This is a genomic window from Moraxella sp. K127, assembly GCF_015223095.1.
Taxonomy (GTDB): Bacteria; Pseudomonadota; Gammaproteobacteria; order Pseudomonadales; family Moraxellaceae; genus Moraxella.
The window spans coordinates 1-23,416 of record NZ_JADFBZ010000045.1 but is presented as its reverse complement, the minus strand read 5'-3'; the positions used below and the strand labels follow the sequence as shown (position 1 = coordinate 23,416).

The following is a 23,416-nucleotide window of genomic DNA, read 5'->3' as shown; positions in this document are numbered from 1 at the left end:
AAACCGTCCAAAATCATCACCGATAAACCATACCCATTTGTGAATATTGGAAAATCATACTCATGGAATCAGACGACCTTATCCATTTTGACCGCACCCACCTTTGGCACCCCTATGCCAGTCTGCCACCTGCCTATGACAATCATCTCATCAGCCACGCCCACGGTGTACGGCTCTACATGGCGGACGGCACGCCACTCATAGACGGCATGTCGTCATGGTGGGCGAGCATTCACGGCTACAACCACCCCCGCCTAAACCACGCCATGACAGAACAGCTTGGCAAGATGAGCCATGTGATGTTTGGCGGACTCACCCACGCCCCTGCCATTGAGCTTGGCGAGCGACTTTTGGGCATCACTCCCAAAAACTTGACCAAAATATTCTATGCCGACAGTGGCAGTGTGGCGGTGGAAGTCGCCCTAAAAATGGCACTGCAATACCAGCTAGCACGGGGTCTGCCCCACAAAAACACCTTTGCCAGCACCCACTCGGGCTATCATGGCGACACATGGCACGCCATGAGCGTGTGCGACCCTGTGAATAGTATGCACGCCATGTATGGCAAACAGCTCCCCACGCAGTATTTTTTGCCGTCCCCACCTTTGGGTTTTGATACGCCATTAGATGATGAGACACGGCTTGACATGGATAGGTTTTTTGGGCGGTATCATGACAGATTGGCAGGGTTTATCATTGAGCCAATTGTACAGGGGGCAGGTGGTATGCGGTTTTATTCGCCTGAGTATTTATCGCATTTGCACGCCCTTTGCCAGTATTATGATGTCCTGCTCATCTGTGATGAGATAGCCACAGGCTTTGGGCGAAGTGGGGCGATGTTTGCGGTCAATCACGCAGGTATCTGCCCTGACATCATGACCCTTGGCAAGGCACTGACAAGCGGTTATATGAGCTTTGGGACAACCATGACCACCGATAAAGTGGCAAATGCCATTCATGACAGCCCCTACCCTGCTCTTATGCATGGCCCAACTTTTATGGGCAATCCCTTGGCGTGTGCGGTGGCGTGTGCTAGCATTGATATGGTACTAGACATGGATAGCCCGACTGTCGCTCGTGATATGCAGGATAAGCTCTTTGCCCACCTGTCGCCATTAACATCATGGCAACAAGTAGCGGACGTACGAGTGCTTGGGACGATAGGCGTGATTGAGATGAAAGAGCCGATAATCATGCCCATTTTTCAGGCACTGTTGCCAAAATATGGCATTTGGGTGCGACCCTTTGGCAAACTTGTGTATCTTATGCCTGCGTATGTGATGAGCGATGAAGAGTTGGGGGAATTATGTGGTAGATTGATTGAGCTTTTAAAAGAATATTTTGACGGAGACACGCCATGACCACCCTATTCATCACAGGCATAGACACCGACATCGGCAAGACGTACGCCACAGGCATTTTGGCTCGTCATCTGCTGTCATGTGGCAAGTCCGTCATCACCCAAAAGCTGATACAGACAGGCGTTGCCACACCGATAGCCGATGACATCAGAACCCACCGCACGCTCATGAATGTGCCACTCATGGACGTGGATACGGACGGCACGACTTGTCCTTTGACCTTTGTCAAGCCTGCCAGTCCCCACCTATCGGCACGCCTAGAAAACCGCACGATAAATCTAGACGACATCACGCACGCCACCGCTAGGCTAAACGCACGCTTTGACATCGTGCTACTCGAAGGGGCGGGCGGTGTGCTTGTGCCGATGACAGATGATGTATTGACGCTGGATTATATCGCCACGCAGAGTTATCCTGTGCTAGTCGTAACGTCTGCTCGGCTTGGTAGTATTAACCACACCCTACTCACCCTAGAAGCGATACAGACTCGGGGCTTGACGCTATGGGGCGTGGTGTTCAATCATCATTTTGACACCGACCCCGACATCAGCACGGACACGCAAGATTACCTACAATCTCATGTCGCACACCATTATCCAAGTGCGATATTTATGGAGCTTGTCGGCGATGAGATTACAGGTTTTGATGATGTGGCGGATAAGTTTTAACGCACCCGATAATACCACTCATGCCCCACCCCAAAGCCAATCTCCATAAGGCTTGATAGCATCCTTCCTGTCAGCCCCCACATCACTTCGGGCGTGCCGTCATCATCACAGTCATAGACCCATGCAGGGGTGTGGAGTTTGGCGGTGCTGTGCGTGATTTGACGGTCAAAGACAAAATCCACAGGCGTGCCATATAGCACATCAAAGGGTAACCAAAACAGCCGTGCTATCTCATCATCATTAGGCGTGAGCGACCCCACCATATCAGGCGGTATGCTTGCCACCACAGGACGGACAAGTAAGCCACTTTTGGAGATTTGCATGGGCAAATACCCCAAAATCTCCACGTCCGCCCGATGTAGCCCGACTTCTTCGCACGCTTCACGCAAGGCGACATCTGCCGATGATATGTCCGTCTCATCACGCTTGCCACCGACTAAGGACACTTCGCCTGCATGACTACTAAGACGATTTGACCGCCTTGTTAAGAGTAGTTTTGGCGTGGGTTCGTCCGTGATGACGACAAGCACGCACGCCTGCGGTAAAGGGCTTGACTTGACGAGCTTATCATACCGCTTTATCGCTTGCTCACGCACAAGCCCTGTCAAAAGCTCATTATTATCCGTAAAGGGCAAAATATCCGCCCCACGATAATCCGCTAAGGCTTGGGCGAGCGGATAAAAGCGGTGCGAATCAGGCACATTGACCGTTTGTTTGTCTATAAAATCATTTGTCATTTTACTCATTTTCATTTAAACTTGTGATATTTAGCTTATCATATCATTATGTCCTTTTGCTTACAATGCGGTCAGCCCGCTACGCATGCCATACCAAACGGCGACACTCGCCAACGTTTGGTATGTACATCGTGTGCTTATATTCATTATGAGAATCCCAAGATGATTTGTGGGGTGCTTGCCATTCATCAAGGCAAAATCCTGCTGTGCCGCCGAGCCATTGAGCCACGTTATGGGCTATGGACGCTCCCTGCGGGCTTTATGGAAAATGGTGAAACCATGGCGGATGGGGCAAAACGTGAAACAGCAGAAGAGGCCGATGGCGTGGCGGTTGATTTAAAATTATACACCCTATTTGATGTACCGCAATGGGGACAAATTCATGCCATGTATCTTGCCAACCTACAAGATGGTAAATTTGGTGTGGGCATAGAAAGCTTAGAATGTGGACTGTTCTACCCCGATGAGATAGACATGAAAAACCTGGCATTTGAGACAGTCAAACAGACCATTGAATATTATGTAACGGATAAAGCAGCACTACAAAGACTGGGCAAGGACAGCGATGATTTTGGTAATTATCCCTTGCATGAAATTTGTATACCCAATCAACAGTTTTAACGTCATAAAACATACCGCACAGCCTAAGTGGTGCTAATGACAAAATTGACAACTGTTAAACCGATGATTTGGCTATCGGTTGAGATAATTTTATTGTTAAGATAACAATTTTATGTTATCATATTCAGGGAATTGTTACCCTTTTGATTTTTAAAATACAAATTGCGTCATATTGTGTTAAAGCGAAAGGGGGCATACCCTAAATTTTTAAGAGATTTTTGATATGAATATGAAAGCAAAGTCATCCATCGCAATTACCATGTTGGCAATGTTGTCACTGACCGCTTGTAACAACGCAGACAACAGTGCAACTCAAAGCAGTACCGTCCAAGAAGAGGTCAGCACTCAAACCGTTGAACAGCCTACAATTGATGAAAGCCAACAACCTGAGGTAACTGTTACCGATGGCGTGGGTGTGTTGCCTCAATCTGCTTATTCTGGCATGTTGCCTTGTGCTGATTGTCCAGGCATTCAGACCAATTTGACGCTAAATGCTGATGGCACATTTGTGATGGAACAAGAATACCTAGATAAGCCTGATGGTCAAATAACAACCAAAGGAACTTATGACATCAATGGTTTGGATAACAGATATGTATTGCTACATCCAGAGGGTCAATCTGACATACCTCCTTATTTGATTTATATGGATAAAGACACCATAGAATTTCGTGATGTAGAAAATGGTGAAGAACCTGCTCCGACTCACACCTTAAATTTGGTATCTTGATTTGACAGTCTGATTTTTAATCATATCTCATGTCTGCCCATCTTTGAATTTTAGCAAATGATGGGCAAAACCCAAACAAAAATATCAGCAAATTTCGCCCCAACTGGGGCGTTTTTGTATTTAGGCACTGTTTTGGCTCATCCCAACTTGCCATTTTACTGTTTACAAAATGGCTGTGATTGGGTCAAAATGAGAGCTTGACATACTTGATATAAGCGTATTAATCATGTCTTGCTCAGATAATGTAATACCGTCTTTGCCAAACGCTCAATATCTGCCAGATGAAGCCCGCGTACTATCATAACGAACCGAGAGATATCATCATGCCACATGTACGCCAACAGATGCTTTGGGGCAGTGGTCGCTTGGGCACGGGCGTGTTGAGCATCAATGGCGTTGGTCATGCCGTGTAGGGCAAATCGCCCTTTTAGATGCATGTCTTGGGTCAGAGTAGATAAGATAGATACAGGATTGGCAAACCCTATGGTCTCGATGAGTATTTTATCAAAGACAAGATCCTCTTTATCCAAATCAAGCAAAGACAGCAAAGCATCTTTAAGGTCGGTTAGCATAGTACAACACATACAGTCTGATGACAGCAGGTAAGTGTTGTCATTGATAGGCTTGACCAACAAGTCATCTAGCCCCACTTCGCCAAACTCATTGATGAACACCAAAGTTTTAGCATTTTTATCGCTTTTTAGGATTTGCTAGATAAAGGTGGTTTTGCCACTGCTCAAAACCCTGTAGCCACGTGAATGGGGATTTTGTTCATGAACATGCTTCCAAAGCATTTAAAAAATGCTCATCTAACACATCAATAGAACTGCCTGTCAGCGTGTGAATTTGACCCCACAACTCACTCAATCCATTTGTCATGAGTTGCTTGCCTGCTGGGGTTTGCACCAAATAATTCACGCCATGGCATCAAAAATCTGTATGCACTAAGACCTGGCAAGGGCATTGATGAGTTTTAGCCTGCGATAACGTTATTGGCGAGATAGCAAATCAGACAGGCTTGCCGTCCAGTCGCTTTTTTCTTCAATAAGTCCACACATGGAGCATTCTCGCCATGCCACAATGTTGACAAAACATATGCACTCTAAGCACCATCTTGTCAAGCTCACACCTTACAAAGGCGTGTGAGTTTGGCGATTTTTTGATGAACATCATCAGGGGCAAATCGTCCGAATGCCAGTTGACAAGAATCTGAATCAAATTCCCTCTTGTCCACGCACCAAAGGCTTCATCCATGTGTCGGGGTGCTGACTATAGGGCGTGCCTGCCTTTTGTATTTGCAATGAAAATCACGAAAAATCGCACGTTTTTCAAGAAAAAAGTAAAGTTTGATAGTCGTTCTATCAAACGAGCTTTTGACTTCGAGCCACAAGATTTAGCCATTTTTCATGCAAAAACGATTAGTTTATTTCTAAAATATTCCTATATTGTAAATAGTGTTATAAAGGACAGGCACGCCCTAAATTTTACTACACAAATCATTCGCCCTAAGCTTGTCAAAAATTCGGTTTCTTTTATGGTTTGACAGGCTCACCATGAGTGGAAAGCGTGGCACTTTTTCATTTTGCAGAGTGTAACTATAAATGCTAAATTTGCTTGATTTTTAATCAATTTTATGTAAAATTTTGTAGTGCGATTGCTCTGATGAGCGATAGGAGCTAAGGTGTCTAGTGAGCCAGCTAGGGGAAATACGCCTTGTTTATCATAACACTGACGACTGGTACGAAATCCCACCAAGCCATTAAAACTGGCAGGGATACAAATCGAGCCTGCGATGTCCGCCCCCATGGCAAGTGGGACAATGCCACGCCCGACCACCGTTGCTCACCCTGATGATAAGTCTCCCGCCATGTGGTCAGGGCTAGTGACATTGGTCGGGGTGCCAAAATGGGGGTTTAGCCCCAATCCTGAATAGGCAAATTCGGACAGTTTGGTCTTGCCCACACAAGTCAAGTCCATGTGGTGCAAGGTTGAGACAACATGGGCGTCCTGTGTGGCAGGGGCATCTGCTCTGAGCTTTGCCCCTGCGGTCGTGATGGCGTGCTTGATGTCAAATAAGTCTTTGTAGGCGATGGGCACACCATCAAATATGGATAAGGGATTGTCCTGTTACCAACGGACTTTGTCGGACTGGGCTTGGGTCTAGGCAAGCTTTTTGGTCAGACTGATGAACGCATTGGGGGTGTCATCGATATGCTCATACAGTGTATCTAATGCCTTGATAGGACAGATGTCGCCTGTGACGTAAGTACGGACAAGGTCAAGGGCAGTGGTAATCATGGCTAGCTGATGGTAGGTGAATACAAAACCAGTGTACACTTATTTTAATGGGTGGTCAAGTTATCATTTGGTGGTAGTTTCTTACATTCTGGTATCAGCAAATGACAATATTATAACATTAGACTTCTTTCCAAACCCTGATTTTTATGGATTTTTAAAAACTTCAACCCCAATACTTATAAGGGTTTATTTTTAGTTTGGAAAGAGATTTATTATGTTTTTAACATGTTACTCATGATCGCTTTTGTTTTATTAAAATGGTTTTACCACCACCAAAATCACCACCGCAATCAGAATAAATACAGGAATTTCATTGAACCACCGCCAGTAGACATGCGTTTTTAGCTTGGGGTTGTCAATAAGACGAATACGAAAACGACCACAAGCAATGTGATACACGGTAAGTAAAATAACAAGCGTGATTTTGGCATGTAACCAACCTTGGGTTTTATAGACCTGCCAATTCATGATAACCATTGACAGCCCTAACAACCATGTTACCATCATGGATGGATTCATGATGCCACGATAGAGCTTACGTTCCATGATGGCAAATCGCTCTTGGCTGATTTTATCTTCACTCATGGCATGATAAACAAACAGCCGTGGCAAATAAAAAATCCCTGCAAACCAACACACCATGGCGATGATGTGTAGGGCTTTGATGTACAAAAACACGGCAATTGGCTTAGTTGGCAGTAGGTACAGTCAGATACTTTGAGATGATTCTGTCAATCTCACCTGACTGTTGTAGGTTATCAATGCCTGCGTTAATCTTATCTAATAATTCTTGGTCGCCTTTTTGGGTATAGATGACAATATCGGCTGCATTAGGGGTCTTGTCGTATTCTACCACGTTCATCTGATAGTCAGGATAATTGGCGGCAATGTGTTCTAAAAAATATTTGTCTTGTAATACAGCATCATACTTTTGTTGAATCAATCCTTGATATAGCTGAAAGACAGTTTCTACCGCTTCGTGTGAAGCAGGAGCAAGTTCATTGATAAGTTTCTCTTGCGTGGTGTCTTTCATGGTCGCCACACGTAAGGGTTTTAGGCTTGCAACGTCTGTCACTGTAAGATTAGGTTGGTGCATGATGACAGATGGGTTTTGTAAGTAAGCATTGGTAGGATTAAATTTGGCAATGCGTTCAGGAGATGGGGACAGACCGCTAATCACCGCTTGATATTTGCCTGATTCTAAGCCTGGCAACATATCAACAAACAGCTCTTTGTGTAATTCCACCTTAAAGCCTTGGTTTTCACCAATGGCATGTATGATATCCACATCTATACCAGTTAAAGTGCCTTTTTCATCTAAAAAAGTCAAAGGTGGTAAAACGCCCGATGTAACAACTCTGACCACGGGCGCATCACTGGGTAGATTGCTCGGTATTTGTTCGCTGGTGGTTGTGGGCTGACTTTCTGTTGAGACAGGCGTTTCGGTGGGTTTGTCCGTGCATCCAAATAATCCTGCACATAAGGCAAAAGAAAGTGTTATTTTTTTCATGGTAAATCCAAGGTGCTGATAGATGTGGACACGTATTTTAACAAATCTTTAAGAATTTTGCACGATAATAATTATTTTTTATTGTAATTACAAAAATAATAAATTTTTATTTATTATCAAATCCATGCCCTCACTCTACTGCCGTTATACCAATGACGGACAATCCTGTGGCAAATCATCACATTCATCACACTCTGCCCTGCCTGTCATGGCATTGATGATTTTGGGTCTGGGGGTAGGTTTTTGAGCGATAAGCCCAAGCATCGCCATGAGCCTATCATCATTAGCTTGCGATTGATTGGTTGTGGTCAAAAGCTTATCACCATAAAAAAACGAATTTGCCCCCGCCATAAATGCCAACGCCTGTTCGCCGTCGGTAAGACTCTCACGTCCCGCTGACAGGCGTACGTAGCTTGTTGGACAACAAATGCGAGTTACCGCAATCGTACGTATCCATTCAATGACGGACAATCTACCCTCTTGTAGCACCTTATCACCCAGTGGTGTGCCTTTGATGGGGACGAGTAAGTTCACAGGAATGGACTGGGGCGGTATGGGCATAGTGGTGAGTTCATGCACCCAATCAATCCTATCATCACGACTCTCTCCCATGCCCACGATTGAGCCGCTGCATACATTAATGCCTGCATTACGCACATATTCTAAGGTTTCTAAACGGTCGTCATATGAACGGGTGCTACTTACTTGACCATAATAATTACGAGATGTATCAAGGTTGTGATTATAATAATCAAGTCCCGCCTCTGCCAGTGTCTGGGCTTGGTCAGGTTTTAGCATGCCAAGCGTCATGCACGTCTCCAAGCCTAACGCTTTGACCTCACGGATAAGCTCCACAAGGTAAGGCATATCCTTGACTGATGGATGTTTCCACGCCGCCCCCATGCAAAAGCGAGATGAGCCTGACATTTTGGCACGGCGAGCGGACGCTAGCACCTTTTGGATTTCAAGGCGTTTTTCTGCGGTTAGTCCTGTTTTATCACGATGATGTCCCGACTGCGAGCAGTAGCCACAGTCCTCAGGGCAGTTGCCTGTTTTGATGGATAGTAGCGTGCTGATTTGTACCTCGTTGGCATTAAAATGCCTGCGATGAACACTTTGGGCTTGCATGAGCAAATCCATGAGCGGTAAATCAAACAGATGAGCGATGTCCTGACGAGTGATTGGCTTGGCTGGCAACATGATTTCTCCCCAATCAATGATGACCTAATCGGTGAATAAATGATTATTTTAAAAAATAAGTGAATAATTGTAAAGTTTTTTGTGGTTTTATAAATGACATGGTCAAAAAAACGGCATTATCTGCCGTCTTTTGATTGTGTGGTACTGCCTATGCCATTTGACCGTTTAGTAGCTCTTGCACGCTTTGCGATGTTTTGTTGATGTCATGAAAGACCATACCCAGTTTGGCACTTGGGCATGCGATGACAGTCAATAGTAAGTTCTTGGCCGTGGCACTGACGATGACATAGCCTGCTTTACTTTGCACAATCACACGTTCACTTTTGTTGCCAAGTAGCGTCTCAATCATGCGTTCACTGACTGACAGTAAGGCAGCACTCATGGCACTGATGCGTTCTTCGTTGACCGCCACAGGCAGATGTGATGCCATCATCATGCCATCGTCGGTGATGATGGCTGAGGCTTCAATTTCAGCAGAGTTGGCATGTAATTCATCTAGGATGTTGTTAAATTGAGTAATGTCTAGCATGGTTTAGCTCCCCCATTTTGCACATTTGTGTTCTGACACACAAAAACCAATGCGATGGATAATAGACAAGATAAACTAATTAAAAAAACAAATTATAAAAATTATCATCGTTGATTAAATTAATTAATATCAAGTCTTGTCATTATACACCCCATACGTTCAAATGCAAGTCATTTTTGGAGAAATCCATAAAAATTTTAATGAATTTATCATGATATAAGTTATTGATAAATATGAATTAAAATTCGTCAATGTTTATTAATATTTTCTAAATGATAAAAACATGATGACTAAAAATACAAAAATTTTATCTCATTTTTGGCTTTATTTTATTTCATCGTTTGACCAATAAAGGTGAATTATCTGTCTTTTACTTTGATAAGACAAATTATCTTTTTTTGCCACTCATTTTTCTCTTAGTAGGTTTTGCCATCTTCTCATCATCCACTTTCTCAACCAACGCAAAATCTATCTGCAATAAATCCATATTAACCCCTGCCACTTTGACGTTAAGCTCCTCGCCCAATTTAAAGGTTGAGCCTTTATCACCTATTAGGGCTTGTTCACGCTCGTTGTACTCGTAGTACTGGGCAGATAGGTTTGAGATGTGAATGAGTCCATCAATGAACAAGTCATTGAGCGTAACAAACAAGCCAAAACCCGTTACGGTGGTAATCGTTCCCACAAATTCATCGCCCAAATGTCTTTGCATATAGTGGCATTTTAGCCATGTTTCTACATGACGAGATGCCTCTTCGGCACGGCGTTCAGTGGTGGATGTTTGCTCGCCTGCCTCATCTAGCGTTTTGTAAATTGTGGGTTTAGATTTGGTATTGGTTACTTTATCCTTAATGGCTCGGTGGAGCATGAGGTCAGGATAACGGCGAATGGGGCTGGTAAAATGGCTGTATTCATCATACGCCAAACCAAAATGTCCGATATTATCAGGGCTGTAATTCGCTTGCATCATAGAACGCAGGAGCATGGAGTGAATGCTTTGGGTGTCCGCTCGTCCTTTTGTTGCCCCGATGATGCGTTGATAATCGGCATGAGTGGGCGACTGGCTTGGAAAAGACAGCCCAAAGGACTTAACGTATTCAGACAACTTGGCGGATTTTTCATCGGAGGGTTTATCGTGATTGCGATACAAGACGGGTAATTTATGTTCTAAGGCAAAATTTGCCCCACAAGTATTGGCAAGGAGCATCATCTCTTCGATGAGCTTATGGGCATCACCACGTGTGCGTTTTTTGATGTCTTTGATGTCGCCATCTTCACCAAAGACAATATAGCTTTCGGCGGTATCAAACGCCATCGCACCACGCTCTTGTCGTCTTTTGTCAAGAATTTGATATAACTGATACAAGGTATCTACCGATTTACATACATCAGGATTGTTGACCAAATCATCAGGTAGGGTTTCATTGGTGGGGTCGTCAAAATAGGCATTTACCTGATTATAGGTGAGTCGTGCTTGTGAATGCATGAGTGCAGGATAAAACTCATAGCCTGTTATCTTGCCTGCCCGAGACAGCTTAACATCAGCAACCATACACAATCTGTCCACTTTTGGGTTTAGCGAACACAAGCCATTGGATAAGACCTCTGGGAGCATGGGGATAACACGATGAGGAAAATACACACTCGTACCACGTTCATAAGCATCCACATCAAGGGGAGATTGAGGGGTTACATAATGGCTGACATCAGCGATGGCAACCACAACACGGTAGTTACCGCCAGAGCGTTTGCAAGCATAGACTGCATCATCAAAATCACGTGCATCTTCGCCGTCTATCGTGATAAGTGGCAAATCTTTCAAATCCACACGCCCTTTAAAGTCTGTCTCGGTTGGCTCGCCATAGCTGTCGGCTTGTTCTAGGGTGGCTTTGCTAAACTCATGCGGTATGGCGTGGTTTAAGAGGGTGGTCTCAATGATAAGTTCACGGTTGTTTAAGTTGGTTAAAATCTCATCAATCTTACCTGTGGCGTACTCTTGATAAGTGGGCATGTCAATGATGGCAACTTTCACGCTGTCGCCCACGTTTACCCCATGATAAGACACATCATCATCACTTAGAGTAATGGGCTGATGAGCATTCGCTCCTGATAATTGGACAAAATAGCCGTCATCGTCCCTATCAAGCACCCCCACAAATTCAGTGCTGGCACGATGCAGGACGTTTTGGATGCGAGCTTCAGGTTTGCCTTTAAATTCAGTGGCAACAGCTTCTACCGTGTCGCCGTCAAAGACCACACGCATTTGTTTTTCATGGACAAACAGGTCAGGCATGTCATCTAGCACAACAAAACCAAAGCCCTTGGCATTGGATGAAATCTTGCCCGTTACGGTAGTAGGTAAGGGAGCGATACTAAAATGAATGCCATCTGTGCGTTCTAATTGATTGTCTCTTAACATGGCTTTTAGGCGGTTGTTTAGAGCAAAAAAGCGGTCATCATCCCCCAAAATCTCAAAAAATAACCCCAAACTCTCCGCCGTGGCAGGTTTGTTATCATTGTTCATTTGGGCAACGGTTTGTAAGATAAGCAGGCGAGAGGGGATGGGATTTTGGTATTTATTGGCTTCATCGTGAGCGTTAGGGTCATTCCACGTTGGTGTTTTTTTCATGTATATTCTCTACTAAAATTTGGTGATATGTCAATTATTGAGTTATCATAACATATTTAAATACCAAATCATGTAACTTTATGACAGTTTTTCTAAATTTTACCACGCCCAGCACCCTCCAATCATCGGGGCATTTGTCCAGCATTGCACGGATAGAGTGTGAGTTATTTAATGACGCTTGGGATGGTTTGGCGGTGCATTCGCTACTGGGTCAATTCGGAGCAGGGGTCATCATCTGTTGCGATGACGATGACAAATTATTGGGTTATTGTATTTACCAAATTGTCTTTGAGACAGCAGAAATTTTACGCATTGGTACAGAAAGCCATCATCAAAGACAAGGTGTGGGCAGTGCTTTGCTTTATGAGTTCATCAAGCTGTGCAAAAACAAAGTGGTACAGCGGATACTCTTAGAAGTGCGAGCCGATAACACCTCCGCCATACGTCTGTATGAGCGACATGGCTTTTATCAAATAGATGTGCGAGCAGGCTACTATAAAGATGAATTTGAGACGGTGGATGCTCTGATTTTACAAAAAGATTTGTAAAATGGTAGCACTGTTTGTTGGGTTAATATCAAAACGGCACTTCACTCTCCCAATCTAGCCAAACCCCATACACAGGGTGTTTTAGGCGAAGTTTATGGGCGTGCAAGTTTAGGCGTGGGGCAAGTTCTAAGGCGGTGCTTTTTTGTGGTAAGGCGGCATAAATTGGGTCACCTATCATGACATGACCGACATGCACGCAGTGCACACGCAACTGATGGCTTCTGCCTGTAACAGGATACAACGCCAGACGAGTAACAGCGTGAGCCTTACCTGCCTTGTCCGTGCGTAACTCATGGTGCATGACCTTATAATGCGTCAAAGCTCTCTTATTGTGGTTCATATCCACGATATGACGAGGTTTGGTGGTTGGCTCATAGCGAACAGGCACATCAATCACGCCTTTTTTATCCGCTTGCTCCATCGTACCAAATACCACTGCTTGATATTCCTTGTTCACCATGCGGTCAATGAACTGCTTGGCGATGTGGCTTTGGCTATGTTCGTTCTTGGCAAAAATAATGAGTCCCGATGTGTCCATATCAAGCCTATGAATGAGCTTGATATTGGGATAAACCCGCAGCAGCCGTGATTGCAAGCTCACCTTCAACGTGCGTCCGTCCACACTAAGAAGCCCTGCCGGCTTATCCCCCACCCAAATGTCATCGTCTTCATAGACGGTGATTGAGCGGATAAAATTTTTAAAAAATTCATCATCATGCTGACGCTCTTGGGCGTTCATCAGGGAGATTTTGTCATCAGATAGGCGGTCGTGGCGGTCGGTCATGGGTTTTATGATAGTTTAATGATTTGGATTAATGGGGCGAATTGATGATTTTTGTAAATTTAATCATCATTTGCCAAAAAGTTTGTTATTATAGCACGAAGTTTTGGGGATATTGCGATGATTTGATTTGCCCTAATCCACCGATTAATAGGACTTATCATCACACACTTGAAAGTCATCAAGACACCCCCATTATACACACATTCACTTATTTACAAAGGTAATACCCATGAGCATTATTAACACCACCGATGCCAACTTCGACCAAGACGTACTACAAGCCGACAAGCCCGTTCTCGTGGACTTTTGGGCGGCGTGGTGCGGTCCATGTAAAGCCATTGCCCCTGTCCTAGAAGACCTAGATGCCGAATATGGCGACAAATTCCAAATCGTCAAAGTTAATGTAGACGACAACCCAGAGACATCAGCACGCTTTGGCATTCGTAGCATTCCAACTTTGTTCGTGTTCAAAAATGGCGAGAAAGTCGATACCGTGGTTGGTAGCCGTCCTAAGTCAGAGTTTGTTGAATTGCTAAACAAGCATTTATAATATCAAACACACCCAAAAGCCTGCCCTGTGCAGGTTTTTTTATACCCCCATAAAAAACAAGCCATGACTATCATGACTTGTTTTTATAGCTTAACTTATATCAAAGCCTTATCAAAGCCTTAGCCCCTTTTTTAGGGGCAACCGCTCGGCAAGTTCTAACAATGCCTTTTGGTACACGCCCCGTTTAAACGGCACAACCTGTCCCAAAGGATACCAGTAACTCACCCACGCCCATTCGTCAAACTCAGGGGTTGCGGTGTCAAAGCGGATAAAGTCGGTGTTTTTTTCATCTAAGCGTAGCAAAAACCATTTTTGTTTTTGCCCGATACAGAGTGGCTCTTGCCCTAGTCGCACATAACGCTTGGGCAGGCGGTAACGGAGCCAGTCATGCGTTACCCCCAGCACTTCCACGTGGTGCGGACATAAGCCCACTTCTTCATACAATTCACGGTACATCGCATCAAGCGGTGTTTCACCCCTGTCAATCCCACCTTGTGGAAATTGCCAGCTGTCGTGTCCGATTCGTTTTGTCCAAAGTACTTGCCCTTCTGTATTTGCCAAGATGATACCGACATTGGCTCGAAAGCCGTCTGAATCAATCATGACTAACCTTAATGTAATAAATTTAAAGAACGCCAAAATTTGGCAAATTATTGCTGTCTATTAAACCAAATTTTGGCCAAAAAGTGTAACATTATTTTGCTTAAAAATGTTGCAAATGGTAAATAATGGCAATAAATGCCGATTTTGAGCGTGTTTGTTGGCAAAATTACCCTATTTATCATTGTCATTCTTGTCAAAATGTTGTCAAAATGCACAAAAATCAAACCCAACCTTTAACGGTCAAAAATTTACCGCCCTGTCATTTTGTGCTACAATGCCCCATTATTTTTATTAAAATTTATCAAAAAAGGTAATCCCATGAGCGACATGAGTGCCAGTGTAACATGGCTAAATAACGAAGCGATTAATTTTGAGACCGTGAGCGGTTCGGGGCATAAAGTCATCATCGACTCAGCCCAAGAGCTTGGGGCAAGACCGATGGAGCTTATTCTGATGGGGCTGGGCGGTTGTGCCAGTTATGATGTGGTGAGCATTCTAAAAAAATCCCGCCAAGCCATTAGCGATGTTCGCTGTGAAGTGTCCGCTCGCCGTGCCGACAGCGTGCCTGCGGTGTTTACCGACATTCATCTGCATTTTATCGTAACGGGCGAGAACATCAAAGAATCACAGGTCGCCAAAGCCATTGAACTGTCAGCGGACAAATACTGCTCAGCGTCAAAAATGCTCGCCGATGGCGGGGTGAACATCACCCATGATTTTGAAATTGTGGCGACTGCATAAGCATGAACTGGATTTTGCACGTGCCGAACGATACGCATTATGCGATTGTGGCTCTCATGGTCGCTTGTGTGTTGCCTTTTGTCTTTGCATTTTTGGCAAAGATGGCTGGCGGATTTGACTTTAAAACCGACAACCAAAACCCACGAGCGTTCCTAGCACAGACCACAGGGCTATCGGCTCGCCTAAATGCCGTGCAAGCCAACAGTTTTGAGAGCCTGCCTATTTTTATCGGGGCGGTGCTGGTCGCCATGTACTGTTTTGTCCCCCAAAACGTGGTCAATGGCATGGCGTGGCTTTATGTCGTGTTACGCCTTATCTATGGCGTGGCGTATGCCATGAATCTGGCGACCTTTCGCTCGGTGGTGTGGGGCTTGTCGCTGGTTTGCTGTTTGCAGTTATTTTATTTTGCCATAAAGATGATTTGGTAAAAGCCTGTCCTGTGGATGGGTTTTTGCTTTTGGGGCAGGTGTTGGTTATTTAAAATGGTTGTTTTGAATGGATTAAATTGAATATGATAGATGGACATGATGGATAAATATAACAGGCAAATGGTATTTGGTAGGATTTTGCATATTTAAAATCCATACATCAATCATATTAACAAAGAAAATGCTTTTACCTATTCATTTCTTTTTTAAACAACCTTTAAAAACTATTTAATCATCATAAACAAAGCTTAAAACCATGCCTTACATTTATTTAAAACTAGGACTTTATCATGGCGGTTAATTTTTCAAACACACTCATCGTGGCAATCTCAGCGACGGCATTATTTGACCTAAAAGAGCATGATGAGATGTTAAAACGCTTTTTGGCAGAAGACAAAGCCACCGCATCTGCTCGGTTTAGCGACTACATGAAATCGGTCGAAAACGAGCCATTACAAAAAGGGACAGGCTACCCACTCATCGAAGCCCTGCTAAACCTAAACAAATACCAACCGCCCAAAGACTACCACGATGAGTCGCCTTTTGTCGAAGTCGTCATCGTCTCAAAATCCACCCCCGACCTAGGCATACAAGTGCTAAACGCCATACGCACGCATGGTTTGGGTATTACTCGCTCGGCATTCATCTCGGGGGCGAGTGTGGCGGACTATATTGATGATTTTGATGTGGATTTGTTTTTGACGACCAACGTCGATGATGCCCAAGCCGTCACCGATGCTCGCCTGTGTGCCTGTGCGGTGCTGGATGCCACGCCTGTGGAGATATTGGAGCTGGACACCGAACAGCTTCGCATTGCCTTTGATGGGGATGCGGTGCTGTTTGACGACTCAGGCGAGCTGGTGTTCAAACAAGAGGGGCTACAAGCCTTTCATCATCGTGAAGAGAGCATGGCGGATTTGCCCATTGACAAAGGTCCTTATGCCGACTTTTTAATCAAGCTCTCCGCCCTACAAAAGAGCCTGCCCCACGACACCCTAGACAGCACCCATAACCCGATTCGTATCGCCCTTGTGACCGCTCGTAATGCCCCTGCCGACATGCGTGCCATTAAGACATTAAGGGAATGGGGGGTGGATGTGGATTTGGCGTTTTTCTTGGGCGGTATTGAAAAAACAAGGGTATTAAAAACATTTGCTCCGCATATCTTTTTTGATGATTCTATTAAGCACATTGACGCCGCCAAATCAGTTGTGCCGTCTGCCTTAGTGCCTTATCATTCTACATCTCTACTTAATGAATATCACAGTCCTGATAAAGCGGTCATTGATAATATCGATAATGCCCAATTTGTCAAAACTGATAAAAAAGTGTTAAAAAGCCCCAAAAAGGCGAATAAATGATTTGTATTTTTAAAATAAAATGTGTTAATATAATCATGCGATAAAAATCAGCGTTTTTATCTTTTTAAATAGAGATATTTTAAATTTATTTTTAATAAACCTAAAATATCCCAACTGGCACCACCAATAATCATCGGACGTATTGATGTATGCACATTGATGGATTTGCCTTTGATTATTCCACGGTTATTTTAAAGAGGAAATACCATGTCTAATGTAAATATTGACGCACTTAGCGTAGAACAGCTAGAAGCACTTACCAAAGATGCCCAAGCCAAAATCAAACAAAAGCAAGCCCAAGGTCTAAAAGATGCTTACTTGCAATTTAAACAAATTGCCAAAGAAAACGGCACCACCATCGAAGAGATTCTAAAAGTAGGCAAAAAAGCTCACAAAGAAGCGTCTGTTGCTTACCGTGACCCACAAAACCCTAAAAACGTTTGGGCAGGTCGTGGTCGTAAGCCAGGTTGGTTAGAAGAAGCCCTAGCCAAAGGCAAAAAACTAGAAGACTACAAAGTAAAATAAGCAGTAAAACAAGATAAGAGATTATTAGGGCGTGCCTGCCTTTGGTGTTTGCAATGAAAAATGAGAAAAATCGCCCGTTTTTCAAGGAAAAGTCCGCAGTTGATATTGAAATATCAACAAGGATTTTGACGATGAAAAACAAGATTTATCCATTTTTCATGCAAAAATTGACAAAACAATAAGTTTTATCTCATTTTTATAAAATGTTATCAATGTTCAACACGCCCTACCTTGACTGCAAATAAATAAGTCAGGATATCTTATTCTGACTTATTTTAATTAGTCATCGATGACATCAGATAATGGCAACACAATGCACAAATAAAAGCGATGGCATGCCAAAAGACAAAACCAAAAAGCAAATCCATTTAGTGAAAATATCGTAACGCTAAATATGTGAATTTAACCGTTTATTTAAAACAAATTTATCTTAGTTTATGAACTAATCAAATCATTATTTTTAAACATCAAAAGTTGAGTGACTATCATGGCAAGTATTAATAAAGTGATTATCGTTGGTCGTTTGGGTCAAGACCCAGAAGTACGTCAATTCCAAAATGGCGGTAGCTTGACCAGTATTAACGTGGCGACTTCTGACCGCTGGACAGACAAAAACACAGGCGAGCAAAAAGAGCAAACCGAATGGCACCGTATCAGCCTATTTAACCGTCTGGGCGAGATTGCTGCTCAGTACCTACGCAAAGGGTCGCTTGTTTATATCGAAGGCAGTCTGCACACTCGCAAATACACCGACCAACAAGGCATAGAGCGTTATAGCACCGAAGTGCGAGCCAATCAAATGCAAATGCTTGACAGACGTGATAACAATGGTGGCGACTGGCAGGGCAATCAAGGCCACAACAACCGCAACTTTGGCGGTGGCTACAACAACCAACAAAATAACCAATGGGGCAACCAAGGCGGTCAACATGGCGGTTATCAAGGCAATAATGGCTTTGGTGGCAGTGCACCGCAACAAGGTGGCTATCAAAACGGCTTTAATAATCAGCCCCAAAATGGCTTTGGGCAAAATACCCCAAACTACCAAAATAACAACCCCAATCAAGGCTTCGGGCAAGCCCCACAGCACGCCAATCAAGGCATGAACCAAAATGCCAATCAAGGCGGTCAAACTGGGCAAGGCGGTCAGGATAACGCCCCCACCCAAAATGGAGCCAATCCATTCATGGGCGACAAACCCGCCCCCAAAGCGGTAACCCCACCGTCAGCCAGTGGCGTGGCAGATGATGACATGCCTTTTTAGGGATTATTTGACAATAAAACGGTGGCTACGGTCGCCGTTTTTTATGCTCTTTTTTGCCCTTTTTGGTGTGTATGATAAATTTGATTGAAAATTTTACCTTTTTAAGTCATAATTTGTTACAATATCAGCATTACATTTGTAAACATTTTGGAAAATATTTATGAAAAGAGTCGTCATCACAGGCATGGGCATTGTCTCAAATATTGGCAATGACTTAGCCACCGTTACAGGCAACCTAAAAAACGGCAAATCAGGCATTATCTTTAACCAAAGCTATGCCGATAATGGCTTTAAATCGTGCGTGTCAGGCTCGATTGACCAAAGCACGCTTGATGTGTCAGGCATTGACCGCAAGCTAAAACGCTTTATGTCAGACGCAAGCCTATACGCCTATGTGTCCGCCTTATCCGCCATAGATAACGCAGGTCTGTCCCTTGATGATGTGGCAGATAACGTGCGTGTGGCGGTCGTGGCAGGCTCAGGCGGGGCAAACACGGCAGATGTGGTCGGCTCGGTGGATAACATGAAAGCCAAGGGGCTTCGTGGCGTGGGAGCAATGGCAGTGCCAAAAATCATGAGTAGCACGGTGTCTGCCACGCTTGCCACAGGGCTAAAAATTAAGGGTATTAGCTATTCGCTGTCGTCCGCTTGTGCCACGTCTAGCCACTGTATCGGTCATGCCATGGAGCTAATTCAGCTTGGCAAGGCGGACATGGTCATCGCAGGGGGAGCAGAGAGCGAGCATTGGACGCAGTCGTGTATGTTTGATGCGATGGGGGCGATGAGTACGAGCTACAACGACACGCCCACCACTGCAAGTCGCCCGTATGATGCCACCCGAGACGGCTTTGTCATCGCAGGCGGTGGTGGTATGGTGGTCGTGGAGAGCTTAGAACACGCACAGGCTCGTGGAGCGAACATTTTGGCGGAAATCGTGGGCTATGGAGCAACATCAGACGGAGCGGAAATGGTCGCCCCAAGCGGAGAAGGGGCAACTCGCTGTATGCAAATCGCCTTGTCGCAGGCAGGGCTTGATACGGTGGATTATGTCAATTCGCACGGCACATCAACACCGCTTGGCGACATCACGGAGCTGTCCGCCATTGCAGACGTGTTTGGCGGTGCGGACAAAACCCCGCCCATTAGCTCAACCAAATCCATGACAGGGCATAGCCTAGGAGCGGTGGGCGTGCAAGAGCTGATTTATTGCGTGCTGATGATGAACAACGACTTTATCGCCCCAAGCATTAACATTACCGACATGGACGAAAAAGCCAAGCCTTTTGACATCGTCCAGACCACACGTCAAACCGAGATTAACACCGCCATGAGCAACAGTTTTGGTTTTGGTGGGACAAATTCGGCGTTGGTTGTTAGGAAGTTTAAAGGTTAAAATCGGCAACAACCCCAACATAAAGCCCATTGTCATCATGGGCTTTTTTATGCTAATATATACAAAATTAAGTATATACAAGGGGGCAAAATGCTAACTCGTGTTTTTCAAAGTGGCAATAGCCAAGCCGTGCGTATCCCTGCCGATTTTCGCTTTGACGTGGATACAGTAGAAATTATTAAGGCGGACAATGGCGATTTGATTTTGCGACAACCCATGCCACAAAAAGGGCTTGGCGATGAGTTGTTTGAATTATTTGCCAGCTTTGATGAAGATGTCATTCGTGCCATAGAAGATAGGGACAACGAACCGCCCCAAGAGCGAGAAGCCTTATGAAATATATGCTTGACACCAACACGCTGATTTATTTTATCAAAAATAAACCACCTGCCGTGCGTGAAAAAATCAACCGAATGTTAGGTAAGCACGAGCTTTGCATGAGTTTTATTACTTATGGAGAGTTATTAAAAGGGGCGTACGGCAGCCAAGACCCTAAAAAAGCCAAACAAGATTTTGAAAACTTAGCCAAACTTATCCCTGTGCTGTCATCACACCCCAAGATGACCGACCATTATGGCAAATGGGCAAATGCCCTAAAAACCAAAGGCATGCCCATTGGCAATAATGATTTGTGGATAGCAAGCCACGCCCTAGCGGTGGGGGCGGTGGTGGTTACTCGCAACAGTAGGGAGTTTGAGCGTATTACCGATTTGGCGGTGGAAGATTGGACGGTGTAAAAATCGGTGGTAGTCTAAAATATTACCTTTAAACAAATAAACCCCCACAAAATTTAAACCTATCAAACAGACACCGACATTCGCCCTAACTTTTCGCTAATGGCTTGCCCCACAAAAGCATTTAAACTGCTATCACGGCTTGCCATATAAGCACGGCGGTGCAACTCGCTGTCAATGCGTACATTAAATGACCCTTTAAATGGCTTGTCAGGCTCTATCCCCTGCTCATCACAAAACGCCAAATAATCGTCCACGCTGTCATAAAACGCCTGTTTTAGGTCGTGGGCGTTGTCCGCTTCAAAGGTAACAAGCTGATTGATACCGATGAGTTTGCCATAAAACATCTCATCATCATTATCCAGTTCAAATTCGCCCACATAGCCTTTATAAGTCATCATCGCTTGGTTCCTTGTCTAATTTTGGTTCGTTGATTGGTTCGGTTTGGGGTTCGTCAAAATAACCTTTTTCGCTCAAATAGGCTTTGACTGCTTTTAATGTTCCACCCTTAATGGTATTTTCAGGGTGGGGTTTGTGCAAGTGAATGCGGTCGCTGTCGTCATCGGTATGAATAAAAACAACCCTTGACCCTGCCCGCTCGTGCATTTCATAGCCAAATTGTGATAATAGCGTTACCAAATCACTAAACACAAAGGTGCTAATATCGCCCTGCAACTTGGCTTTTAGCTTATCTTTTTTGGTCATGGCTTGCCTTGTAACTGTATTTAGTTGCATTATATCGCCCATACTACCCCTTGTCAAACTCAAAATCAACACCAAACCCCTTTCCCTTTTTCCCATTTTCCTTTAAAATCCCCCTTTTTCTCTACCCGTTTAAAAATGCTCACACACCCCATTACCACCACGCACACCCCAAGCCAGCTTGTAGCACTCATCGCCACGCACCGCCCCAATTGGCAGGTGTGTTTTTTGCACAACGCTCATCGCCCCGTCATTGGCATTTGTCCTGCTGTTTCGTGGGCTGCCGTCTTTGTAAATGACTTATCCATTCACAAAAAAACTCGCCAAAACGACAACCGCACCTACACCGCCACCTACACCGATTGGCAAAACGAGCTTATCGCCTACTGCCAAGCCCACACCCCAAGCCCCACACATCAAGGCGACTATACACATGGCTTAATGGGCTTTATCGGTTATGACCTATCGGCTCATGAATTGAATCCCAACATCGCTATCAAACCCAACCAGCCTTGTGCTTATTTTGGGCATTATGACATTTATATTAAGCCGTGTGAATATGGATTTGACTTGATTGGCATCAATGCTGATAAAGATATTTTTGATGAAATAAAAAATAATTTAACTGAGTTATTAAATAAACAATTACCAAAACCAACACCTGCCCAATTTATCTTATCATGGAAAAAAGAAGATTATCAAAACGCCTTTAACCAAACCCAAGAATATATCAAGGCAGGCGATACTTATCAAATTAACCTTACCCAAAAATGGCAAGCAAATTTGGATAATTTAGCCAGCTATTTGCCCCATTTGCAAGACAAAATCAACGCCCCATTTGCAGGGTTTTTAAAATTAGGTGAATTTGAAATTTTATCGGTATCGCCTGAATTGTTTTTTGAATTTTATAAAATAGAAAATAATATTCATATCATCACCAAACCCATAAAAGGCACACGCCCACGCCATGATAACGCTGATATAGACAATGAATTAAAAAATGAACTTGCAAACAGCGAAAAAGACATTAGCGAAAATTTAATGATTGTGGATTTACTGAGAAATGATTTGGGTAAATACGCCCATATCGGCACGGTAAATACGCCCAAACGCTTTGCCATTGAAAGTTTTAAAAACGTACATCACATGGTTAGCACCATTACCGCCCAATTAAAGGACGTGCATAGCCTAGAAGTCTTATTTGGCAGTTTGCCCGCAGGGTCAATCACAGGCACACCAAAAAAACGGGCGTGCGAGATTATCCATGAATTAGAAATATCCCCCCGTGGGGCATATTGTGGAACCATGGGCTATATGAATTTTGACGGTACGGGCAATTGGAATGTACTCATTCGCACGTTGCAAAAATGGCAAAAGACAGAATTATGGGCAGGGGGCGGTGTTACGATAAAATCGGATAGAGAGAGTGAATATCAAGAATGTTTGGATAAAGTGGGGAATATATTGCAGATGATACACTCTACAAAATGAAAAAGTGCT

28 protein-coding genes and 2 pseudogenes are annotated in these 23,416 nt (G+C 44.2%); 15 read left to right on the top strand and 15 right to left on the bottom strand.

Features of this window, described 5'->3' with window-relative positions; translation table 11 throughout:
- Positions 1 to 62 precede the first annotated feature (62 nt).
- Together bioA and bioD are read left to right on the top strand one after the other, a co-directional pair.
- Positions 63 to 1,361 carry an adenosylmethionine--8-amino-7-oxononanoate transaminase gene (bioA, locus tag IM753_RS10045; RefSeq protein ID WP_062500918.1) on the top strand — a complete coding sequence of 433 codons (1,299 nt, stop codon included), beginning with the start codon at positions 63 to 65 and terminating at the stop codon, positions 1,359 to 1,361.
- A complete protein-coding gene (gene bioD, locus IM753_RS10040) occupies positions 1,358 to 2,029 on the top strand; it encodes a dethiobiotin synthase (protein WP_062500920.1) in 672 nt (223 codons plus the stop codon). The genes bioA and bioD overlap by 4 nt, the downstream gene beginning before the upstream one ends.
- On the opposite strand, the gene IM753_RS10035 is transcribed toward bioD, so the two are convergent.
- Positions 2,026 to 2,766 (bottom strand): CoA pyrophosphatase, encoded by a 741-nt coding sequence (locus IM753_RS10035; RefSeq protein ID WP_227713133.1) that lies wholly within the window; start codon positions 2,764 to 2,766, stop codon positions 2,026 to 2,028. The two genes, bioD and IM753_RS10035, sit on opposite strands and share 4 nt — an antisense overlap.
- Positions 2,767 to 2,814: 48 nt before the next feature.
- Between IM753_RS10035 and IM753_RS10030 the strand changes: the two genes are divergently transcribed.
- Both IM753_RS10030 and IM753_RS10025 read left to right on the top strand, forming a co-directional pair.
- Entirely contained in the window at positions 2,815 to 3,387 is a 573-nt protein-coding gene (locus IM753_RS10030; RefSeq protein WP_065256202.1) for an NUDIX hydrolase, read from the top strand.
- A 223-nt stretch (positions 3,388 to 3,610) separates the two neighbouring features.
- Positions 3,611 to 4,117, top strand: coding sequence for a copper resistance protein NlpE (locus IM753_RS10025; RefSeq protein ID WP_227514716.1), 507 nt, complete (start codon positions 3,611 to 3,613; stop codon positions 4,115 to 4,117).
- A 224-nt stretch (positions 4,118 to 4,341) separates the two neighbouring features.
- Here the strand turns inward: IM753_RS10025 and IM753_RS10020 are convergent, their stop codons facing one another.
- The 10 genes and pseudogenes from IM753_RS10020 to rnr all read right to left on the bottom strand — a co-directional run bounded on the left by IM753_RS10020 (position 4,342) and on the right by rnr (position 12,283).
- On the bottom strand, positions 4,342 to 4,824 hold the full coding sequence (locus tag IM753_RS10020) for a GTP-binding protein (RefSeq protein WP_083108330.1): 483 nt from the start codon (positions 4,822 to 4,824) through the stop codon (positions 4,342 to 4,344).
- 64 nt (positions 4,825 to 4,888) lie between these two features.
- The gene (locus IM753_RS13040) at positions 4,889 to 5,035 is read right to left on the bottom strand and encodes a hypothetical protein (protein WP_227514718.1); all 147 of its coding nucleotides are present in this window, start codon (positions 5,033 to 5,035) and stop codon (positions 4,889 to 4,891) included.
- Positions 5,036 to 5,158: 123 nt separating this feature from the next.
- Complete coding sequence (locus tag IM753_RS13035) at positions 5,159 to 5,371, bottom strand: hypothetical protein (protein WP_062500928.1); 213 nt, start codon at positions 5,369 to 5,371, stop codon at positions 5,159 to 5,161.
- 294 nt (positions 5,372 to 5,665) lie between these two features.
- Positions 5,666 to 6,226, bottom strand: a pseudogene (locus IM753_RS13030) (amidase family protein).
- Between the two features lie 51 nt (positions 6,227 to 6,277).
- Positions 6,278 to 6,415 (bottom strand): hypothetical protein, encoded by a 138-nt coding sequence (locus IM753_RS09995; RefSeq protein WP_156065141.1) that lies wholly within the window; start codon positions 6,413 to 6,415, stop codon positions 6,278 to 6,280.
- 252 nt (positions 6,416 to 6,667) lie between these two features.
- Positions 6,668 to 7,093 (bottom strand): protoporphyrinogen oxidase HemJ, encoded by a 426-nt coding sequence (gene hemJ, locus IM753_RS09990; protein WP_370582615.1) that lies wholly within the window; start codon positions 7,091 to 7,093, stop codon positions 6,668 to 6,670.
- Between the two features lie 10 nt (positions 7,094 to 7,103).
- Positions 7,104 to 7,925: an ABC transporter substrate-binding protein gene (locus IM753_RS09985; RefSeq protein ID WP_194109224.1), complete on the bottom strand. Its 822-nt coding sequence runs from the start codon at positions 7,923 to 7,925 to the stop codon at positions 7,104 to 7,106.
- A 144-nt stretch (positions 7,926 to 8,069) separates the two neighbouring features.
- Positions 8,070 to 9,125 (bottom strand): biotin synthase BioB, encoded by a 1,056-nt coding sequence (bioB, locus tag IM753_RS09980; protein ID WP_194109223.1) that lies wholly within the window; start codon positions 9,123 to 9,125, stop codon positions 8,070 to 8,072.
- A gap of 148 nt (positions 9,126 to 9,273) precedes the next feature.
- The gene (locus tag IM753_RS09975) at positions 9,274 to 9,654 is read right to left on the bottom strand and encodes a roadblock/LC7 domain-containing protein (protein WP_194109222.1); all 381 of its coding nucleotides are present in this window, start codon (positions 9,652 to 9,654) and stop codon (positions 9,274 to 9,276) included.
- 388 nt (positions 9,655 to 10,042) lie between these two features.
- Positions 10,043 to 12,283, bottom strand: a complete 2,241-nt coding sequence (gene rnr / locus IM753_RS09970; RefSeq protein ID WP_194109221.1) for a ribonuclease R — start codon at positions 12,281 to 12,283, stop codon at positions 10,043 to 10,045.
- Between the two features lie 80 nt (positions 12,284 to 12,363).
- Here rnr and rimI point away from each other — a divergent pair, with 80 nt between their 5' ends.
- Entirely contained in the window at positions 12,364 to 12,831 is a 468-nt protein-coding gene (rimI, locus tag IM753_RS09965; RefSeq protein WP_194109220.1) for a ribosomal protein S18-alanine N-acetyltransferase, read from the top strand.
- Positions 12,832 to 12,859: 28 nt separating this feature from the next.
- On the opposite strand, the gene IM753_RS09960 is transcribed toward rimI, so the two are convergent.
- Positions 12,860 to 13,615: an RluA family pseudouridine synthase gene (locus tag IM753_RS09960; RefSeq protein WP_194109219.1), complete on the bottom strand. Its 756-nt coding sequence runs from the start codon at positions 13,613 to 13,615 to the stop codon at positions 12,860 to 12,862.
- 223 nt (positions 13,616 to 13,838) lie between these two features.
- Here IM753_RS09960 and trxA point away from each other — a divergent pair, with 223 nt between their 5' ends.
- The gene (gene trxA, locus IM753_RS09955; protein WP_197035900.1) at positions 13,839 to 14,165 is read left to right on the top strand and encodes a thioredoxin; all 327 of its coding nucleotides are present in this window, start codon (positions 13,839 to 13,841) and stop codon (positions 14,163 to 14,165) included.
- 111 nt (positions 14,166 to 14,276) lie between these two features.
- Here the strand turns inward: trxA and IM753_RS09950 are convergent, their stop codons facing one another.
- On the bottom strand, positions 14,277 to 14,768 hold the full coding sequence (locus IM753_RS09950) for an RNA pyrophosphohydrolase (RefSeq protein ID WP_062499708.1): 492 nt from the start codon (positions 14,766 to 14,768) through the stop codon (positions 14,277 to 14,279).
- Between the two features lie 327 nt (positions 14,769 to 15,095).
- Between IM753_RS09950 and IM753_RS09945 the strand changes: the two genes are divergently transcribed.
- The 8 genes and pseudogenes from IM753_RS09945 (at position 15,096) to IM753_RS09910 (ending at position 21,217) form a co-directional block, all read left to right on the top strand.
- On the top strand, positions 15,096 to 15,509 hold the full coding sequence (locus IM753_RS09945; RefSeq protein ID WP_083108333.1) for an OsmC family protein: 414 nt from the start codon (positions 15,096 to 15,098) through the stop codon (positions 15,507 to 15,509).
- A 2-nt stretch (positions 15,510 to 15,511) separates the two neighbouring features.
- Complete coding sequence (locus IM753_RS09940; RefSeq protein ID WP_065256214.1) at positions 15,512 to 15,937, top strand: MAPEG family protein; 426 nt, start codon at positions 15,512 to 15,514, stop codon at positions 15,935 to 15,937.
- Positions 15,938 to 16,227: 290 nt separating this feature from the next.
- Positions 16,228 to 17,298, top strand: coding sequence for a 5'-nucleotidase (locus IM753_RS09935; RefSeq protein ID WP_194109218.1), 1,071 nt, complete (start codon positions 16,228 to 16,230; stop codon positions 17,296 to 17,298).
- A gap of 207 nt (positions 17,299 to 17,505) precedes the next feature.
- Positions 17,506 to 17,823 (top strand): H-NS family nucleoid-associated regulatory protein, encoded by a 318-nt coding sequence (locus IM753_RS09930; RefSeq protein ID WP_062501429.1) that lies wholly within the window; start codon positions 17,506 to 17,508, stop codon positions 17,821 to 17,823.
- A gap of 487 nt (positions 17,824 to 18,310) precedes the next feature.
- Positions 18,311 to 18,862: pseudogene (locus IM753_RS09925) on the top strand (single-stranded DNA-binding protein); the annotation flags it as partial.
- Between the two features lie 385 nt (positions 18,863 to 19,247).
- Entirely contained in the window at positions 19,248 to 20,480 is a 1,233-nt protein-coding gene (locus tag IM753_RS09920; protein WP_194109216.1) for a beta-ketoacyl synthase N-terminal-like domain-containing protein, read from the top strand.
- Positions 20,481 to 20,570: 90 nt separating this feature from the next.
- Positions 20,571 to 20,816 carry an antitoxin gene (locus IM753_RS09915; RefSeq protein WP_065256219.1) on the top strand — a complete coding sequence of 82 codons (246 nt, stop codon included), beginning with the start codon at positions 20,571 to 20,573 and terminating at the stop codon, positions 20,814 to 20,816.
- Positions 20,813 to 21,217 carry a type II toxin-antitoxin system VapC family toxin gene (locus IM753_RS09910; RefSeq protein WP_194109215.1) on the top strand — a complete coding sequence of 135 codons (405 nt, stop codon included), beginning with the start codon at positions 20,813 to 20,815 and terminating at the stop codon, positions 21,215 to 21,217. Before IM753_RS09915 ends, IM753_RS09910 begins: the two co-directional genes overlap by 4 nt.
- Before the next feature lie 62 nt (positions 21,218 to 21,279).
- Here the strand turns inward: IM753_RS09910 and IM753_RS09905 are convergent, their stop codons facing one another.
- Entirely contained in the window at positions 21,280 to 21,615 is a 336-nt protein-coding gene (locus tag IM753_RS09905; protein ID WP_065256220.1) for a type II toxin-antitoxin system HicB family antitoxin, read from the bottom strand.
- Positions 21,602 to 21,919, bottom strand: coding sequence for a type II toxin-antitoxin system HicA family toxin (locus IM753_RS09900; protein WP_194092702.1), 318 nt, complete (start codon positions 21,917 to 21,919; stop codon positions 21,602 to 21,604). The genes IM753_RS09905 and IM753_RS09900 overlap by 14 nt, the downstream gene beginning before the upstream one ends.
- A gap of 135 nt (positions 21,920 to 22,054) precedes the next feature.
- Here IM753_RS09900 and IM753_RS09895 point away from each other — a divergent pair, with 135 nt between their 5' ends.
- Complete coding sequence (locus IM753_RS09895; RefSeq protein ID WP_194109214.1) at positions 22,055 to 23,407, top strand: anthranilate synthase component I family protein; 1,353 nt, start codon at positions 22,055 to 22,057, stop codon at positions 23,405 to 23,407.
- Positions 23,408 to 23,416 lie beyond the last annotated feature (9 nt).

What these genes read in the sequence shown, in the direction of transcription:
- bioA (WP_062500918.1), top strand. Translation starts at nt 63, where the DNA reads ATGGAATCAGACGACCTTATCCATTTTGACCGCACCCACCTTTGGCAC.
- bioD (WP_062500920.1), top strand. Translation starts at nt 1,358, where the DNA reads ATGACCACCCTATTCATCACAGGCATAGACACCGACATCGGCAAGACG.
- IM753_RS10035 (WP_227713133.1), bottom strand. Translation starts at nt 2,766, where the DNA reads ATGACAAATGATTTTATAGACAAACAAACGGTCAATGTGCCTGATTCG.
- IM753_RS10030 (WP_065256202.1), top strand. Translation starts at nt 2,815, where the DNA reads ATGTCCTTTTGCTTACAATGCGGTCAGCCCGCTACGCATGCCATACCA.
- IM753_RS10025 (WP_227514716.1), top strand. Translation starts at nt 3,611, where the DNA reads ATGAATATGAAAGCAAAGTCATCCATCGCAATTACCATGTTGGCAATG.
- IM753_RS13035 (WP_062500928.1), bottom strand. Translation starts at nt 5,371, where the DNA reads ATGGATGAAGCCTTTGGTGCGTGGACAAGAGGGAATTTGATTCAGATT.
- IM753_RS09995 (WP_156065141.1), bottom strand. Translation starts at nt 6,415, where the DNA reads ATGATTACCACTGCCCTTGACCTTGTCCGTACTTACGTCACAGGCGAC.
- IM753_RS09985 (WP_194109224.1), bottom strand. Translation starts at nt 7,925, where the DNA reads ATGAAAAAAATAACACTTTCTTTTGCCTTATGTGCAGGATTATTTGGA.
- bioB (WP_194109223.1), bottom strand. Translation starts at nt 9,125, where the DNA reads ATGTTGCCAGCCAAGCCAATCACTCGTCAGGACATCGCTCATCTGTTT.
- IM753_RS09975 (WP_194109222.1), bottom strand. Translation starts at nt 9,654, where the DNA reads ATGCTAGACATTACTCAATTTAACAACATCCTAGATGAATTACATGCC.
- rnr (WP_194109221.1), bottom strand. Translation starts at nt 12,283, where the DNA reads ATGAAAAAAACACCAACGTGGAATGACCCTAACGCTCACGATGAAGCC.
- rimI (WP_194109220.1), top strand. Translation starts at nt 12,364, where the DNA reads ATGACAGTTTTTCTAAATTTTACCACGCCCAGCACCCTCCAATCATCG.
- IM753_RS09960 (WP_194109219.1), bottom strand. Translation starts at nt 13,615, where the DNA reads ATGACCGACCGCCACGACCGCCTATCTGATGACAAAATCTCCCTGATG.
- IM753_RS09950 (WP_062499708.1), bottom strand. Translation starts at nt 14,768, where the DNA reads ATGATTGATTCAGACGGCTTTCGAGCCAATGTCGGTATCATCTTGGCA.
- IM753_RS09945 (WP_083108333.1), top strand. Translation starts at nt 15,096, where the DNA reads ATGAGTGCCAGTGTAACATGGCTAAATAACGAAGCGATTAATTTTGAG.
- IM753_RS09940 (WP_065256214.1), top strand. Translation starts at nt 15,512, where the DNA reads ATGAACTGGATTTTGCACGTGCCGAACGATACGCATTATGCGATTGTG.
- IM753_RS09935 (WP_194109218.1), top strand. Translation starts at nt 16,228, where the DNA reads ATGGCGGTTAATTTTTCAAACACACTCATCGTGGCAATCTCAGCGACG.
- IM753_RS09930 (WP_062501429.1), top strand. Translation starts at nt 17,506, where the DNA reads ATGTCTAATGTAAATATTGACGCACTTAGCGTAGAACAGCTAGAAGCA.
- IM753_RS09920 (WP_194109216.1), top strand. Translation starts at nt 19,248, where the DNA reads ATGAAAAGAGTCGTCATCACAGGCATGGGCATTGTCTCAAATATTGGC.
- IM753_RS09915 (WP_065256219.1), top strand. Translation starts at nt 20,571, where the DNA reads ATGCTAACTCGTGTTTTTCAAAGTGGCAATAGCCAAGCCGTGCGTATC.
- IM753_RS09910 (WP_194109215.1), top strand. Translation starts at nt 20,813, where the DNA reads ATGAAATATATGCTTGACACCAACACGCTGATTTATTTTATCAAAAAT.
- IM753_RS09905 (WP_065256220.1), bottom strand. Translation starts at nt 21,615, where the DNA reads ATGATGACTTATAAAGGCTATGTGGGCGAATTTGAACTGGATAATGAT.
- IM753_RS09900 (WP_194092702.1), bottom strand. Translation starts at nt 21,919, where the DNA reads ATGACCAAAAAAGATAAGCTAAAAGCCAAGTTGCAGGGCGATATTAGC.
- IM753_RS09895 (WP_194109214.1), top strand. Translation starts at nt 22,055, where the DNA reads ATGCTCACACACCCCATTACCACCACGCACACCCCAAGCCAGCTTGTA.